At 35.0% G+C, this 16,397-nt stretch carries 12 protein-coding genes; 6 read left to right on the top strand and 6 right to left on the bottom strand.

Translation table 11 applies throughout. The features are described from left to right. Window positions 1–45 precede the first annotated feature (45 nt). Window positions 46–1,128, bottom strand: coding sequence for a glycine cleavage system aminomethyltransferase GcvT (gcvT, locus tag BMW63_RS06575; RefSeq protein WP_074722471.1), 1,083 nt, complete (start codon window positions 1,126–1,128; stop codon window positions 46–48). A 236-nt stretch (window positions 1,129–1,364) separates the two neighbouring features. Between gcvT and BMW63_RS06570 the strand changes: the two genes are divergently transcribed. From BMW63_RS06570 to BMW63_RS06560, 3 genes are all read left to right on the top strand, one after another. After that, complete coding sequence (locus BMW63_RS06570; protein WP_074722469.1) at window positions 1,365–2,216, top strand: NAD(P)H-hydrate dehydratase; 852 nt, start codon at window positions 1,365–1,367, stop codon at window positions 2,214–2,216. Between the two features lie 154 nt (window positions 2,217–2,370). Continuing rightward, a complete protein-coding gene (locus BMW63_RS06565) occupies window positions 2,371–3,165 on the top strand; it encodes a HipA family kinase (RefSeq protein WP_074722467.1) in 795 nt (264 codons plus the stop codon). Then, window positions 3,143–3,526, top strand: a complete 384-nt coding sequence (locus BMW63_RS06560) for a DUF3037 domain-containing protein (RefSeq protein ID WP_074722465.1) — start codon at window positions 3,143–3,145, stop codon at window positions 3,524–3,526. Before BMW63_RS06565 ends, BMW63_RS06560 begins: the two co-directional genes overlap by 23 nt. A 159-nt stretch (window positions 3,527–3,685) precedes the next feature. On the opposite strand, the gene BMW63_RS06555 is transcribed toward BMW63_RS06560, so the two are convergent. Then, a complete protein-coding gene (locus tag BMW63_RS06555; protein WP_074722463.1) occupies window positions 3,686–4,195 on the bottom strand; it encodes a GNAT family N-acetyltransferase in 510 nt (169 codons plus the stop codon). Window positions 4,196–4,399: 204 nt separating this feature from the next. On the opposite strand from BMW63_RS06555, the gene BMW63_RS06550 reads away from it, so the two are divergent. Then, complete coding sequence (locus BMW63_RS06550; protein WP_074722461.1) at window positions 4,400–6,850, top strand: hybrid sensor histidine kinase/response regulator; 2,451 nt, start codon at window positions 4,400–4,402, stop codon at window positions 6,848–6,850. A 524-nt stretch (window positions 6,851–7,374) separates the two neighbouring features. On the opposite strand, the gene BMW63_RS06545 is transcribed toward BMW63_RS06550, so the two are convergent. The 4 genes from BMW63_RS06545 to thrA all read right to left on the bottom strand — a co-directional run bounded on the left by BMW63_RS06545 (window position 7,375) and on the right by thrA (window position 13,501). After that, window positions 7,375–8,013, bottom strand: a complete 639-nt coding sequence (locus tag BMW63_RS06545) for a hypothetical protein (RefSeq protein WP_074722459.1) — start codon at window positions 8,011–8,013, stop codon at window positions 7,375–7,377. Between the two features lie 674 nt (window positions 8,014–8,687). After that, a complete protein-coding gene (gene thrC / locus BMW63_RS06540; RefSeq protein ID WP_074722457.1) occupies window positions 8,688–9,977 on the bottom strand; it encodes a threonine synthase in 1,290 nt (429 codons plus the stop codon). A gap of 117 nt (window positions 9,978–10,094) precedes the next feature. Beyond that, window positions 10,095–11,015: a homoserine kinase gene (locus tag BMW63_RS06535; RefSeq protein ID WP_074722455.1), complete on the bottom strand. Its 921-nt coding sequence runs from the start codon at window positions 11,013–11,015 to the stop codon at window positions 10,095–10,097. Window positions 11,016–11,053: 38 nt separating this feature from the next. Then, a complete protein-coding gene (gene thrA, locus BMW63_RS06530) occupies window positions 11,054–13,501 on the bottom strand; it encodes a bifunctional aspartate kinase/homoserine dehydrogenase I (protein ID WP_074722453.1) in 2,448 nt (815 codons plus the stop codon). Between the two features lie 682 nt (window positions 13,502–14,183). On the opposite strand from thrA, the gene hutH reads away from it, so the two are divergent. Together hutH and BMW63_RS06520 are read left to right on the top strand one after the other, a co-directional pair. Further along, window positions 14,184–15,692, top strand: coding sequence for a histidine ammonia-lyase (gene hutH / locus BMW63_RS06525; RefSeq protein ID WP_074722451.1), 1,509 nt, complete (start codon window positions 14,184–14,186; stop codon window positions 15,690–15,692). A gap of 53 nt (window positions 15,693–15,745) precedes the next feature. Further along, window positions 15,746–16,390 carry a DUF47 domain-containing protein gene (locus tag BMW63_RS06520; protein WP_074722449.1) on the top strand — a complete coding sequence of 215 codons (645 nt, stop codon included), beginning with the start codon at window positions 15,746–15,748 and terminating at the stop codon, window positions 16,388–16,390. Window positions 16,391–16,397 lie beyond the last annotated feature (7 nt).

Genomic DNA, 16,397 nt, shown 5'->3' with positions numbered 1-16,397 from the left:
GTAATGAAAAATTTGCAAATAAGCGGTTATAGAATAAATTCTGATTTATTTCTTGTAGAATGGCAATTTTACCACCTTAGCAGGAACATCATTTTTTCTGATGCGAATATAGATGTCGTTATCCATGGCGCTATTCGCTACAGTTACATAACCCAATCCAATTCCTTTATTCATCGATGGAGACATTGTTCCTGAAGTTACAATCCCGATTACAGCTCCCGTTCCGTCCACGATTTCGTAGTCATGTCTAGGTACAGCACGCTCTTGCATTTCAAAAGCAACTAATTTTCTAGTAACTCCTTCTTCTTTTTGTTTTTTCAAATTCTCCGAGTTGGTAAACTCTTTGGTGAATTTAGTAATCCAACCCAACCCAGCCTCAAGTGGAGAAGTGGTGTCGCTAATATCATTTCCGTACAAACAGAAACCCATTTCAAGACGCAAAGTATCACGTGCCGCTAAACCAATTGGTTTGATTCCGTATGCCGCTCCAGCTTCAAAAACCTTATTCCAGATTTGTTCTACTTCGGTATTTTTACAATAAATTTCAAAACCTCCTGAACCAGTGTAACCTGTTGCAGAGATTATCACATTATCAATTCCTGCAAAATCAGCTACTTCAAAATGATAGTATTTGATAGCTGCCAAATCAATGGAAGACAAGGCTTGCATCGCTTCAACTGCTTTTGGTCCTTGGATTGCTAATAATGAATAGTCTTCAGAAATGTTTTTCATATCCACTCCTAAATCATTATGAGCCGAAATCCAATCCCAGTCTTTGTCAATATTAGATGCGTTTACAACCAGCAAATACTGCTCTTCTTTTATCTTATAAATAATTAAATCATCTACAACACCACCTTTATCGTTTGGCAAACAAGAATATTGTGCTCTTCCTATTGTCAATACAGAAGCATCGTTTGAAGTCACTTTTTGGATCAAAGCCAAAGCATTTGGTCCCGAAAGCAAGAATTCTCCCATGTGTGAAACATCAAAAACACCTACAGCATTCCGTACCGTTTCATGTTCAGCATTCACTCCTTCATATAAAATAGGCATATTGTATCCAGCAAACGGAAGCATTTTTGCTCCCAAACTCTCGTGTATGTGCGTAAGCGCAGTATTTTTCATTGTGTGTGTATATAAAATTTGAAGTGGCTAATTTATTCAAAAATTATCATATTTAAGGCATTATTTATGTAAATTCAATAGTTTTTAGGAGCTATTTTCAGCTATCCATTGCAATCTTTTACTTTTTAAATATAAAAGTAAAAGGATTTCCATTTCTATCTGGGCTAGGCAATTTCGTGATTCAGAACGAATCTGTTTCAGATAAAAAACGTAATTTTAAACAAAAAAATGATCAGATGAGTCCTATATACATTGACCAAAACGAAATACTCAAACGTTACAAACCAATTGATGCACATACGCACAAAGGCATTCAAGGACATGCGCTAATTATTGCGGGAAGTTATGGTAAAATAGGCGCAGCAGTACTAGCTTCAAAAGGATCTTTGAGAACGGGTTGTGGCTTAGTAACGGCTTTTGTTCCTAAATGCGGCTACCAAATTGTGCAAATAGCTATTCCCGAAGCCATGGTTTTAACGGATGTAGAGAAAAAATACCTCTCGGCGATTGCATTCGACATCAAACCGCAGGCAGTAGGAATTGGTCCTGGAATGGGGCAGGAGGAACCAACGCAAAAAGCGCTGCATGAATTCTTGATAACCAACAACATTCCATTAGTAGTAGATGCTGATGCATTGAATATTTTATCAAAAAATAGATCTTGGCTTACGTTATTACCTTCAAAAACGATACTAACACCGCATCCTAAAGAGCTGGAACGACTAATAGGTGAATGGGATTCAGAGGAAGATAAATTCGAGAAAACAATTGCGTTTTCGTTGCATTATGATGTGATTGTGGTCATGAAAGGAGCGCCAACGCATATTATTGATGCCGAAACGGTGTATAGGAACACCACAGGGAATGCCGCTTTGGCCACAGCCGGAAGCGGGGATGTCTTAACCGGAATAATTACGAGTTTACTGGCACAATCCTATGAACCTATTGATGCAGCTATTTTGGGAGTTTATTTACATGGTTTAACGGCCGATATCGCTTTGCCAGAAACGGGATATCAATCGTTTCTCGCATCCGATATTATTTTGACTATTGGAAAAGCATATTTAAGTTTAGAAAATTTGGAGTAATTATTGTTTTAAACGCAAAAATATCATTCCGACGAAGGAGGAATCTTATTATACCAAGAACGAGTTATTGAGGCATAGAAGAAAATCATTATTTGAAACATGTATTAATTTAGTCCTACTTATTTGTAAGTTTGTACCTCAGTAAATTCCGAATATGAAAAGCAACTTCAATCTTAGAACTGTAAATGTTACCCGATACATTACGCCTTTGCGCGAAGGTGGTTCTTTACCAGCTTTGGCAGAAGCCGATGATGATTTTAAATATGTTTTAAAGTTCAAGGGAGCCGGTCATGGGGTGAAAGCCTTAATCGCTGAATTGATAGGAGGGGAGATTGCTCGTGTTTTAAAGTTACAAATTCCCGAGCTAGTGTATGCAAATCTCGATGAAGCCTTTGGTCGTACGGAAGCCGATGAGGAAATTCAGGATTTGTTGCAAGGAAGTCAAGGACTCAATTTAGCGTTACATTTTCTTTCAGGAGCTATCAATTTTGATCCTGTGGTCACAGTAGTAGATGCTAAGCTGGCTTCGCAGATTGTTTGGTTAGATGCTTTTATCACTAATGTCGATCGAACCTTTAGGAATACCAATATGCTGATCTGGCACAAAGAGTTATGGCTGATAGATCATGGCGCAAGTTTTTACTTTCATCACTCTTGGACTAATTGGGAGAAACACGCCCAAAGCCCGTTTGCGCTTATTAAAGACCATGTATTGTTGCCGAAAGCTTCGATGTTGCAAGAAGCAGATGCTTTATTCAAAACTCTTTTAACGACAGAAACCTTGCAATCGATAGTAGATCTTATTCCTCTGGAATGGCTGGACTGGCAAGATACGGACGAAAGCCCTGAGGCGGTACGTGAAGTCTACTTTCAATTTTTATCGATGCGCCTGAACCATTCTCAAATTTTCATTAAAGAAGCCCAAAATGCAAGAGAAGCACTTATATGAGTACTCGGTAATCCGTGTTGTACCAAGGGTAGAGCGTGAAGAGTTCCTCAATGTGGGGATTATTATTTTTTGCAAAAAAGCGAAGTTTATAAAAATGCTTTACACTATTGATATTGCAAAGATGCAACTGTTTTCCGGCGATTTGGATTTGGAACAACTGCAATTAAACCTAGAGTCCTTCCAGAAAATAGCACATGGAACAAAGCAGGGCGGACCCATTGCACAATTTGATATTCCATCGCGTTTTCGTTGGTTAACGGCGTTGCGTAGCTCGGCAATTCAAACATCGCGACCACATCCAGGATTATGTGATGATTTAGAACAAACAACGCAACGCTTGTTTGAAGATATGGTTTTGTAAATTATAACTAAAGACATGCCATATAATTAAAAAGAGGTAGTTCTTCTTAACGAACTTAAATGAACTTCGATTACTTATATGGTGAAAGAAAAATTTGATTCCACTTTGTTTGTATTCGCTACTTCCTATAGAGGGGTAACAATTTTTCTAGTAGTAGATTTAATTTATCTTTTTTTCTAAAACGATAAACTCTAAAGGCTGTTCTACGATTGAAATATGAATATCGCTTACTGGGAAAGGTTCACGATCACCTGTATCCACATAACCGTGGCGTTTGTACCAGTTAATTAACTCCGTTCTAATTGAGATCACTGTCATTACAATTTTAGACAAGTCTAATGTTTGTGCATGAACTTCGGCCTGTTGTAATAATTTTTTTCCAATTCCGCTATTTTGTAATTCCGGTGATACCGTCAACATGCCTAAATACAATTGTTGTTCTTTTTCGACCAACAAAACACAACCAATAATCTGGTTGTCCTCCGTGAATTTTAGCAACGTATTTTTATTGGTACCAATAATTTCCTTCAGTTCGGCTTCGTTCGTTCGGCTACCTTCTAATATGTTGGCTTCGGTGGTCCATCCTTTTTTGGAATATTCCCCTCGGTATCCTGAATTGATTAATTTATTTAAGTCCGAAACGTCTTGTAGTGTTGCTATTGTAATCATGGCGAGATATGGTAAAATGTAGTTGCAAATATAATTAAAAAGGGAACAAAATAAGATTTTAAAGGAGTTCTTATACAGTGTTAATTAGGTTGAAATCCGTGGCATGAAATGACGTAATTGATTGCTGCAATTGAAAATTTACGAATGTATTTATTCAGATAAAATTTATATATTCGTGTGCACCAAGTTATTGAAAAGATAAAGATGAAAAATTTCACATATGGTTATTATAGGTTTCTCCTAATTCTACTTTGTTTCGGAGTTTCTGAAACTATTTTTTCACAAAAAAACAATGATCAAGTTATAAAAGTGGGTTTATATGATAACCCTCCAAAAATATTTATTAATGAAAAAGGGCAGCCTGATGGTTTTTTTATTGATATTATTAAAGAAATTGGAAAAAGAGAAAATCTGAAATTTGAATACCAATTTGACACTTGGGATAATCTTTATAAAAATTTACAAAGAGGTGAAATTGATGTATTACCAGATGTAGTATTTTCATCAGAGCGAGATTCTATTTTTACTTTAAGTAAAATGCCTGTACTAAGTTCGTGGGCAGAATTGTTTTCAAGAAAAGGATTGAATTTACATTCTATATTGGATTTAAAAAACCTAAAAGTAGGTGTTTTAAAAGGTTCCATCGAAGAGAAATACATGACGGATTTTGTATCTAAGGAGTTCGATATCACCTATAAACTTTATACGTATGATAGTTATTCAAAATCTGTTAGTGCACTTAAAAGCAGTAAAATTGATGTAATCATCGCCGATCGGTTTTTTACTTTTTCAAATTTATTCGCTAAGAGTAGCAAACCAACAGGAATCTTAATTAGACCATTGGGATTACATTTTGCATTTACAAAAAATAAAAATGCTGCGTTGGTTGCATTATTCGATAGGAATATTTCAACGTTAAAAAATGATGCAAATTCTATATATTATAAATCATTGTTTCGCTGGTTAGATAAGGATCCTAAGCTACTGATTCCTGATTATACAAAATGGTTAATCCTTGTCATTTTTATAGTTTTAGTTATTTCTATATCTTTTGTGTTGTTATTACGAGAAAGGGTAAAAATAAAAACTAGAGAACTCATTAAAGCAAAAGAAAAAGCCGAAGAAAGCGAAGATCAACTGAAATTAATTGCTAATAATTTTGTGAAAGGAATGATTTATCAAGTAGTGACACTTAATACAAATAAAAGAAAGTTTAATTATGTGAGCGATTCCGTTTTGAAGCTTTATGGTTGTACGGCGGCAGAAGCAATAAAAAACCCGTATTTAATTTTTGGAAAAATACATCCTGAAGATATAGAAATGTTGGTAGATGTAGAGAGAAAAGCATTAAAAAATTTATCAGTTCTTAATGTCGAATGTAGGATAATTAATCCAGATGGAAGTGTGAGATGGTCTTACTTTGTATCAAAACCAAGAATAGTCAATGATTTAGTTTGTTGGGATGGGCTTGAAGTAGATATCAGCGAAAGAAAAATGATGGAGATCGAACTGCATATTGCAAAAGAAAAAGCCGAAGAATCAGATCGTTTAAAATCAGCTTTTCTTGCTAATATGAGTCACGAAATACGTACGCCAATGAACGGAATATTGGGTTTTGCAGAATTGTTGAAAGAACCAAATCTTAAAGGAAAAAAGCAACGGAAGTATATCAAGATAATTGAAAAAAGTGGAGCAAGAATGCTCAATATTATCAATGATATTATAAATATTTCGAAAATTGAATCCGGACAGATGGAGGTTAATATAAAGAAATCTAATATTAATGAACAATTAGAATATATCTACACCTTCTTTATTCCAGAGGCAGAAAAAAAAGGTATTCATCTATCCTATAAATACACTTTGCCTTCAAATGAAGCCTTCATAACAACAGATCGTGAGAAGGTCTTTGCGATATTAACAAATTTGGTAAAAAACGCCATCAATCATACCGAAAAAGGAAGTATTGAAATCGGCTATAACTTAAAAGAGGAGTTTATAGAATTTTATGTAAAAGATACCGGAATAGGTATCCCAAAAGACAGACAACAAGCTATTTTTGAACGTTTTATTCAGGCCGATATTGCCAATAAAATGGCGCTGCAAGGCGCTGGTTTAGGATTGTCTATTTCTAAAGCTTATGTAGAAATGTTAGGTGGTGAAATCTGGCTTGAATCACAGGAAGGAAAAGGAACTGTATTTTATTTCACACTTCCTTTTAAAGCAGATAAAAGCATAGAAATATCAAATAATAGAGAAATTGTATCTCCCGTTGAAGTACCCAGTTTTAAAAAGTTAAAAATAGTTCTTGCTGAAGATGATGAAGTGTCAGAAAAACTTATTTCGAAAGTTATTAAGGATTTCGGAAAGGAAATTATCTATACAAGAAATGGAATAGAAGCTTTAGAAGCGTGCCGCAATAACCCAGATGTAGATTTAATATTAATGGATATTCAAATGCCGATAATGGATGGTTATGAAGCCACCCGAGAGATACGTAAATTCAATAAAGAAGTAATTATAATTGCACAAACAGCTTACGCTTTAGCTGGAGATATGGAAAAAGCGGTTGATTCAGATTGCAATGATTATATTTCTAAACCAATTAAAATTCAAGAGTTGAAACAGTTAATTGTAAAACATTTTAAGGATTAAGTATAGAGTCTAAAATGAGAACCTCTATAGTTAAGTCTACAGGTTTATTCTTAATTTTAAAATAGATTTGTAACAGTATTTTAGACCTCGTTTTGAGTCAGGCATAAGTGGAGGTTTAGCTTGCATAAGATTAATGTAAACAAATTAAAAAATTGAGAATTACTTCCTTAAAAATTGACTAAAATCATTTTTACGTACTTTTTTTGTGCGTAACCCCAAAGCACAACATCCTTTTTCCAATGATTGAATCTGCTGCTTTGGGGTCGGGCTTTTGGCTTTATCTTTATTTTTTAAAGAACAAAAATAAAGGATATCGCCGCAATCCCTTACGCTACTTTATGTTTAGGAGATAATTACACAACAATTGTATTTAGAGAATATAGAAAACCAACTACTGTAAGTCATAAAAAAAAGCTACTAACTTCATGTAGTTAGTAGCTTTTAATTACGCAGGATTATTTTAGAAATAAAAAGACAGTTGCGATCCAAGTGAAAGAATTCAGCAGAACTGAATAATTAATAGTCTAGTTTTTATTTAATAAAACATCAGCATGCACTGCTACTTCGCTCCATGTTTTACTTACGCCATCTTTACCAGTATGCAATGCTTCGCAAGCTTTGTTAATTGAAGCTACTGCTGCTAAAGCATCCCAGTTTTCTAAATTCATCACCCCGTCAAAAGATAAGCTAGTGTCACTATTCGTAGTATATTGTAAAGGAATGTTTGCTGTTTTCCCGTTTAAGAGTACATCAATAGAACAAGTATTGTCAGCAGCCACTTTAAACTCACCAGAAATAAGTTCCGTATTTTTCATCACTCCAAAAAAGAATTTTAAAATCTTAGGATCTCTGGTTCCTGTAGCGTCATTAGTAAACAAACTACTAACCGGAATACTAAATTTAGTACCATTCAACGCTTCCAATGCTGTTTTTCCTTGTCCTGTATTTGTTAATGTTATTTCTTTAAATGTACCACCAACAGCTGCTTTGTCTGTTGTTTTATAAGCTGTAAAACTCACTTTGGTAGAATCATTTACTACACTGTACGTTCCATCTGTCGTTTGAATTTCTGTAGTCGTTCCTTCCGTCTCTTTCTTAGAATCTTTACAGCTAACGGCAGTAATCAGAATCATTGCTAGAGCAATCAGTTTTAAGTTTTTCATTGTATTATCCTTTTTTAAAGTTTGATGTAAAATTAGGCATAATAAGATAGACGACATCCCTTATATTGGAAAGACTGCAAGGGGTTTAATGTTAAATCGTATAAAAGAGTATGTTAAGAGATGTTAAAATTAGGATTTTGTGGGTATAAAAAAAGCTATTGTTGTTTTACAATAATAGAACTTACTTGTTAGGTCTATTGAATTATTTCAGGACCATGTATATAATTACATTATCGTTTAGGAACAGCTTGTAAACAGGTATTTTTTATATTCGAAAGAAAATTACATAGTTCGGAAGGATTGGGAAATGGTATGACCCAATCGCAACGTGTTCTATTCTTTCATAAACCACACCACTTAGCTTGTCTCGCTGAAAGCGTCTCAAAATTGATGTGTAACGTTACGGAGACGCTTCCAGTGTGATAAATAGTAAGACTGATTGATAACTAAAGAATATGGGTAGTGAATAAATATGATTAGCAGCTCTTGCCTTGCGTAAAGGATAGGAGCGGCATCCTTTTATGAAGTGTAACGAAATAAAAGATACAGCGTATAGCCTGACCTCGTTGTAGAATCAACTCGAATAACGTATTGCTCTTTAACGAGGTTACGCCATAAAAAAAAACCGACTGAAAATCACTTCTCAGTCGGTTGTTATATTTGATGTTGAAAGTTTATCCTAAAAACGCTTTGAACTCTTCGTAGGTCTTAATTTTAGTGCTTACTTTTTCTTTATCCATTACACTTTCTATTTGTGCAGGAATTGGTAATTTTACGTTTAAAGCTGGTTCTACGACATCCAAAAATTTAATAGGATGTGCCGTTTCTAGGAAAATACCAATAGCATTTGGATAGTTATGCAATTCTTTTTTCAATCCTAAATAACCCACAGCGCCATGTGGTTCAGCGATATAGCCGTTTGTGTTATATATGGTTTTCATCGCTTCAGTTGTTTCTTTATCTGTAAAAGTATACGAAGAGAAGTCTTTCTTGAATTGCGCCAAATCGTTGTGGTACATTTCCTGAATACGGATGAAATTACTAGGATTTCCTACATCCATAGCATTAGAAATCGTCGCTTTCGATGGTTGTGGATCGTAAAATCCGCTTGCCAAGAATCTTGGGACCGTATCATTTACATTCGTGGAAGCTACAAAATGAAGTAGGGGCAAGCCTAATTTTTTAGCCATAATTCCAGCACAGATATTCCCAAAATTCCCACTCGGGCAAGAGAATACCAATTCCTTGTTTTGCTTCTTCAGTTCTTTGTAGGCAAAGAAAAAGTAAAACATTTGTGGCAACCAACGTGCAATATTAATCGAATTTGCCGAAGTCAGATTGTGATGCTTTAAACTATCGTCTAAGAATGCTTTTTTGACCATGTCCTGACAATCATCAAAAACACCATCTACTTCGAGTGCTTTAATATTCTGACCTAAAGTCGTCAATTGTTTTTCCTGAATGGCACTTACTTTCCCGGAAGGATAGAGAATGATCACTTCTACGCCAGCAACACCTAAAAATCCGCTCGCAACGGCACCACCAGTATCTCCAGAAGTAGCTACAAGAACGGTGTTCTTACTGTCTTTTTTGTCTTTATTGAAGTAGGCCAAACATCGCGACATGAAACGCGCTCCTACGTCCTTAAAGGCCATTGTTGGGCCATGGAATAATTCAAGAGAATATATCCCTTTTTCGACTTCAACGACGGGGAAATCAAAACACAGGGTATCAGCAATAATTTCTTTAAGTACATCAGCGGGAATTTCATCTCCTACAAATTGTTTAATAGCTTCAAAAGCGATTTCCTCATTGCTTAAATTTTCGATAGTATCGAAAAAGGCCTGAGGCAGTGGTGTTATGTTTTCTGGAAAATACAATCCTTTATCAGAGGCTAATCCTTGTATTACTGCTTCCTGAAAGGAAACGTTTGGGGCATTATGGTTTAAACTGTAGTATTTCATTGTAACTTTGATTTTCTTAAATCTTTTGCCACAAATTCACGGATTAAAAATAATTGTAAAAAATCTGTGAATCAGTGGTTATCATTTTACATTTTCATTTTGGGCTTTTACTCGGAATTATAAAATTCTCACGCCATCAGGATTCACTTTTGAAACGTGAATCTCGTATGGCAACTTCATTTCGTCATAGACTGCGCTCATGGCTTTGGCAATTTTATCGGCGGCGTCTTTTCCTTTGCTTAAAGCAAAAATAGAAGGTCCAGAACCCGATATTCCAGATCCTAAAGCACCGTTTTCTAATGCGGTTTGTTTGATTAAGTCAAAACCAGGAATTAGTACAGAACGCAACGGTTCTACGATTTCATCATGTAGAGAACGACCTATCAAGTCATAATCCTTAGTATATAAACCAGCAATTAATCCGCCTACATTTCCCCATTGCATGATTGCACTTTTTAGGGGAACCATTTGCTTCAATACAGAACGTGCATCTGATGTTTTTAACTCAATCTGAGGATGAACTACCGTCGCATATAATTCTGAAGGACTTTCTATTTTTATAATATCTAAAGGACTGTAGCTTCTCACTAATGTAAATCCACCCAAAAGGGCAGGGGCTACATTATCAGCATGAGCGTTTCCGCAAGCTAACTTTTCACCTTGCATAGCAAACTGTACCAAATCTTTAATTTCAAATGGATTTCCTAACAAAACATTGATACCATAAACGGCTCCGGCGGCACTGGCAGCACTGCTTCCAATTCCACTTCCAGCTTTGATGTTTTTGTATATTTCGATCTCAAAACCTGCATCTGAATTCAAAGCTTCAAGCATTGCTAAAGCAGCAACTCCAGCGACGTTTTTTTCGGTTTCCAAAGGTAAATCAGCACCCACAATTTTAGTGATGCGAATTCCTTTTTGATCTGATTTTCTGATAATCATTTCGTCCCCTACATTGTCTAAGCACAATCCAAGGACATCAAATCCACAGGATAGATTAGCAATTGTAGCGGGACAGAATATTTTTATTTCATTCATTTTCTTTATACTTTTTTTGCTCCTTTAGGGGTTAGGAACTATACGTTTCCAATTCGAATCACATCGGCAAAAATTCCTGAAGCAGTAACTGCAGCTCCGGCACCGGCACCTTTTATCAATAAAGGTTGGTCAACATAGCGATCCGTGTAAAACAAAACAATATTGTCTTTTCCTTCTAAGTTGTAAAAAGGATGGTCTTTTGGGATGAATTGCAAACCTACGCTAGCCTTACCATTTTCAAATTGAGCAACAAATTTTAAGCGGCTTTCTTTTGCATTGGCCTCCGCCAAAATCCCTTCAAAATGTGCTGCATGTTCGACAAGAGATTTAAAGAAATCTTCATTAGTTGTAGTTTGCATACAAGCAGCAGGAAGGAAAGATTGGTTTTCAATTTCTTCAATTTCCATTTCGTAACCACTTTCGCGAATCAAAATCAGGATCTTTCTAGCGACATCGATTCCGCTCAAATCTATCTTTGGGTCAGGTTCTGTAAATCCTTGAACACCAGCTTCTTTTGCCACTTCACTGAAAGCGTTGTTTTCGTCAAAATTATTAAAGATAAAGTTTAAACTACCAGATAAAACAGCTTGAATTTTGTTGACTTTATCTCCTGATGCGACTAGGTTTTTAACGGTGTCAATGATAGGTAATCCTGCTCCAACATTTGTTTCAAACAAGAAAGGGGCATTATATCTTCGGGATAAACTTTTAAGATTTTTATAATTTTCAAAAGCAGAAGAACAGGCAATTTTATTACAAGTTACAACGGCTACACTTTGTCTTAAGAAATGCTCGTATGTTTTAGAAACACCTTCGTTTGCCGTGATATCCACAAAAATACTATTACGTAAATTCAGCTCTTTTACTTTGTTAATAAACAATTGTTGGTCAGCCGCATCTCCTTTTTCGATAAGAGGTTGCCATGCTTTTAAGTCAATTCCATCTTCGTCAAAAATCATTTTGCGTGAATTAGACAAAGCGATTACACGAAGATTTATTTTTAAGTTTTCTTTTAGGAACTTCTTTTGTTGGTTGATCTGATCAATGAATTTCTCACCTACATTACCAACACCCATAACAAATAAGTTTAGTTGTTTTGTATTGTCTTCAAAGAAACGTTCGTGAAGTGTATTCAATGCTTTTTTTACATCTCTTTGATTGATTACCGCAGATATGTTTCTTTCAGAAGCACCTTGGGCAATTGCACGAATGTTGACATTGTTTTTTCCTAAAGTACTAAACATTTTACCGCTCAATCCTTGGTGATTTTTCATGTTTTCGCCAACTAAAGCAATAATACATAGATTTTTTTCTACGATACAAGGATCTACTTTGTGCTGCAAGATCTCGATTTCAAAGGCTTTGTTTATTGCAGCTTCGGCAGCTTCGGCATCTTCATTAAGGATTCCAATGCAAATAGAGTGCTCAGAAGAGGCTTGAGTAATAAAGATAACGTTGATTTCTTCTAGGGATAATACCTCAAAAAGTCTTTTTGATGAACCGGATACTCCAATCATTCCCGGACCTTCAAGTGTGATCAATGTAATATTTTCGATATGGCTGATTCCTTTTACAGGCTGACCATTAGAAATAGATTGGCTTGAAATATAAGTTCCTTCCGCTTTTGGTTCGAAAGTATTCTTGATGTGAATAGGAATGTTCTTTCTTAAAACTGGCTGAATTGTTGGAGGAAACAAGACTTTGGCACCAAAATGAGACAATTCCATCGCTTCTTGATATGATATAGAAGCTATAGGTTGGGCCTGTTTTACAATTCTTGGGTTAGCAGTATACATTCCGTTGACATCAGTCCAGATTTCTAAATCAGTTGCATCTAATGCTCCAGCTAGTATTGCAGCGGTATAATCTGATCCACCACGTCCTAAAGTCGTGTTTATTCCATCAATAGAAGACGAAATAAAACCGGGCATTACGACAACCTGACTTTCATTCGAGGCAAAAAAAGAAACAATTAATTCATCAGTAACTTTGAAATTCACTGTAGCTTTTCCAAAATTATTGTTGGTTTTTATAAGTTCACGGCTGTCTTTATAACTACTGCTTTTAAAATCTTGTTTAAGTGCCTCAGCAATGATATAAGAAGAAAGTAATTCTCCAAAACTTAAAATAGTGTCGGATGTTCTATTGGATAGTTCTCCTAGAAGGAAACAACCGTCCAATAAAGTTTCTAGATGATTGATGATGCGTTTGATATGGCTTAGTAAGCTGCTTTGCTCACTTACAGGAATCAATTCTTTTACGGCATCTAAATGTTTTTTCTCAATATCACCCACAATTTCCTTATAACTTTCATCATTAGAAGCAGCTCTTAATGAAGCCAGCTGAAGTAAATCAGTTACTTTGCTAAGGGCAGATACTACTACGATTAATTGGTCTTGTTTTGCTTGGTTTTGAACTATCTCAAGGACTAGTTTTATATTTTGTGCATTGGCTACCGAAGTTCCGCCAAATTTTAATACTTTCATTGTGTTTGTTTTATTTTAGAAAAATGGCAATGCTATTTACCCACCTAAAATCTTTCCTTCTTAAAAAAAGAAAAATATAAAATAGGATTATATGTAAAATGAATACCCCTAAGGGGTAGTAGTTGTTGTAGTTGTAAAGGTAGAAGTAACAGAAGTTGCAACCCAAATTTGAGTTGTTATCGAAGATTGATATGTTGTTCTGTTATTTGTCATTACTATTTTCCAAAAATACAGCTTTTTATAAAAAGCAACCTCCTTTATATGGTTTTTTGCGAATATTTTAATATAAACGAGAGAAATCAGCTTCTATTGAATATTTCCTATTTTATGAGCGCATTGTGGCGGCTATTGTTATTTATTTTTAAAGCAGGAAGTGATAACTAGGTATATTTGAGCTCTTTTTTTTAATTTCAACTGCTAATTTGGACTAGTTTATGGGGGACGAGTAACACTTTTGGTTTTTCGGAGCGTTAATTGGCTTTTGAAAACTGTGATAGGAAACTTAACATTAAAGAAACCGAAGTAATTAAAATAGTGTCTCTTCAAAGCAGGATTATTCGGGGAGAATTTGCATCAAATTTAGAAAAGCGATGCTTTTGAATCTAAGTTTTAAATTATTACTAATATATGTTGCTTTTTAATATTGATTTCTCCAATTTTGGCTTTTAAAATTTAAGATTAAATGGACAATACACATTATATAAGTACCGCACTACTTTCCCTAGAGACCGTAAATGAAATTATTGCAAATCAGATGTTACTAGAACTGTCTGATGAGGCTAAAATTAATATTCAAAAATGCAGGGATTTTTTAGATAAAAAAATGGCAACGCATTCTGAACCTATCTACGGAATAAATACTGGTTTTGGGTCACTTTGTAATGTTAAAATCTCTAATGAGAATTTATCTAAGCTTCAGGAAAACCTTGTAAAATCGCATGCTTGTGGAACTGGAGAAGAAGTTCCAAATGAAATAGTAAAACTAATGTTGTTGCTGAAAATTCAGTCTTTGAGCTACGGACATTCAGGAATACAATTACAGACAGTGGATCGCTTGATTGCTTTTTACAACAACGATGTCTTACCTATTATTTATACCCAAGGTTCTCTTGGTGCATCTGGAGATTTAGCTCCTTTAGCGCATTTGTCTTTACCATTATTAGGAGAAGGAGAAGTGTATTTTGAAGGAAAAAAAGTCCATTCAAGTGTGATAATGGAGCACTTTAATTGGGAACCTATAATTTTGCAGTCTAAAGAAGGTTTGGCCTTGCTAAATGGAACTCAATTCATGAGTGCTTATGGTGCTCATATCTTAATGAAAGCCAATAAATTTTCCTATTTAGCAGATTTGATTGGTACAATATCTTTGGAAGGATTTGACGGAAGAATCGAACCATTTAATGAGTTGATCCATTTTATACGTCCTCACAAAGGCCAAATTACAACTGCCAGTCGTGTAAAAGAATTTCTGGAAGGAAGTCAAATTATCGAGCAGGAGAAAGTACATGTACAAGATCCTTATTCATTCCGTTGTATTCCGCAAGTTCACGGAGCTTCAAAAGATGCTATTGATTACGTTAAAAAAGTATTTAAAACGGAGATTAATTCGGTTACAGATAATCCAAATATATTCATCGAAAGTGACCAAATCATCTCAGGTGGTAATTTTCACGGACAACCATTGGCATTAGCCTTAGATTTTATGGCCATTGCTTTAGCGGAACTAGGGAGTATTTCTGAAAGAAGAACCTATCAATTGATTTCGGGATTGCGGAACCTTCCTGCATTTTTAGTGGATAATCCAGGGTTGAATTCCGGATTTATGATCCCTCAATATACCGCTGCCAGTATTGCTAGTCAGAACAAGCAATTAGCAACACCTTCAAGCGTAGATAGTATTGTTTCTAGTAATGGACAAGAAGATCACGTGAGTATGGGAGCGAATGGCGCCACAAAAGCATTGCGTGTTATGGAAAATCTAGAACGTATCCTGGCAATCGAATTGATGAATGCTTCTCAGGCAATTGAATTTAGAAGGCCACTTCAGTCAAGTGAGTTTATCGAAATGTTCTTAAGTTCCTACAGGGAAGAAGTTCCGTTTGTAAAAGAAGACCGCATTTTACATTATGACATTGAGAAAACCGTTTCTTTTTTAAATAGTTTTCGGATTGAAGATGAATTGTTAGATTAAATAAACATTCGCAGTTATAATTATAGTAATTTTGCGCCCTAAAAAATAATAAAATGTCAATAAATAGTGTTTTCCAGTTTTTAGTTCCAAAGGATAAAAAATTTTTCCCTTTATTCGAAGAAGCATCCAGCAACTTAATTGAATTAGCTGCAAACTTACATGAAGCAGTAAATCTTCCTTTAAAAGAAAGAGAAGTTCTTTTTCAAAAAATTGATAAATTAGAACAAAAAGGAGAACATATTACCCGTCAAACGAATCTTGAATTGAGTAGAAACTTTATTACTCCATTTGACAGAGAAGATATACATTCCTTGATTACATCGATTGACAATGTTGCTGATAATCTTCAGGGTGCAGCAAGTAGAATGCGATTGTATCAAGTCGATAAAATTACAAAGTCCATTAGAAAATTGACTGAAATTAATCTTGAAGCTTGTCAGAATATTGATGTCGCCGTTAAAGAATTGAAAAATTTTAAGAACATCAAAAATATTACTGAGGCTTGTGCCAGAATCAATAAGTTAGAGAATAAGTCGGATACCGTTTACAATAAAGCAATTTTTGAAATATTCGAAAATGAAACGGATGCAATCACCATAATAAAATACAAAGAAGTGTTATCTGTGTTAGAAACTGCAACGGATAAGTGTAAAAGTGTAGCCGGAGTTTTAGAATCAATTGCTGTAAAGCATTCTTAATTTAATC

This window comes from Flavobacterium frigoris, from assembly GCF_900111075.1.
Taxonomy (GTDB): Bacteria; Bacteroidota; Bacteroidia; order Flavobacteriales; family Flavobacteriaceae; genus Flavobacterium; species Flavobacterium frigoris.
Note: the sequence above shows the minus strand (reverse complement) of the source record. Positions and strands in the feature narration are given on the sequence as shown.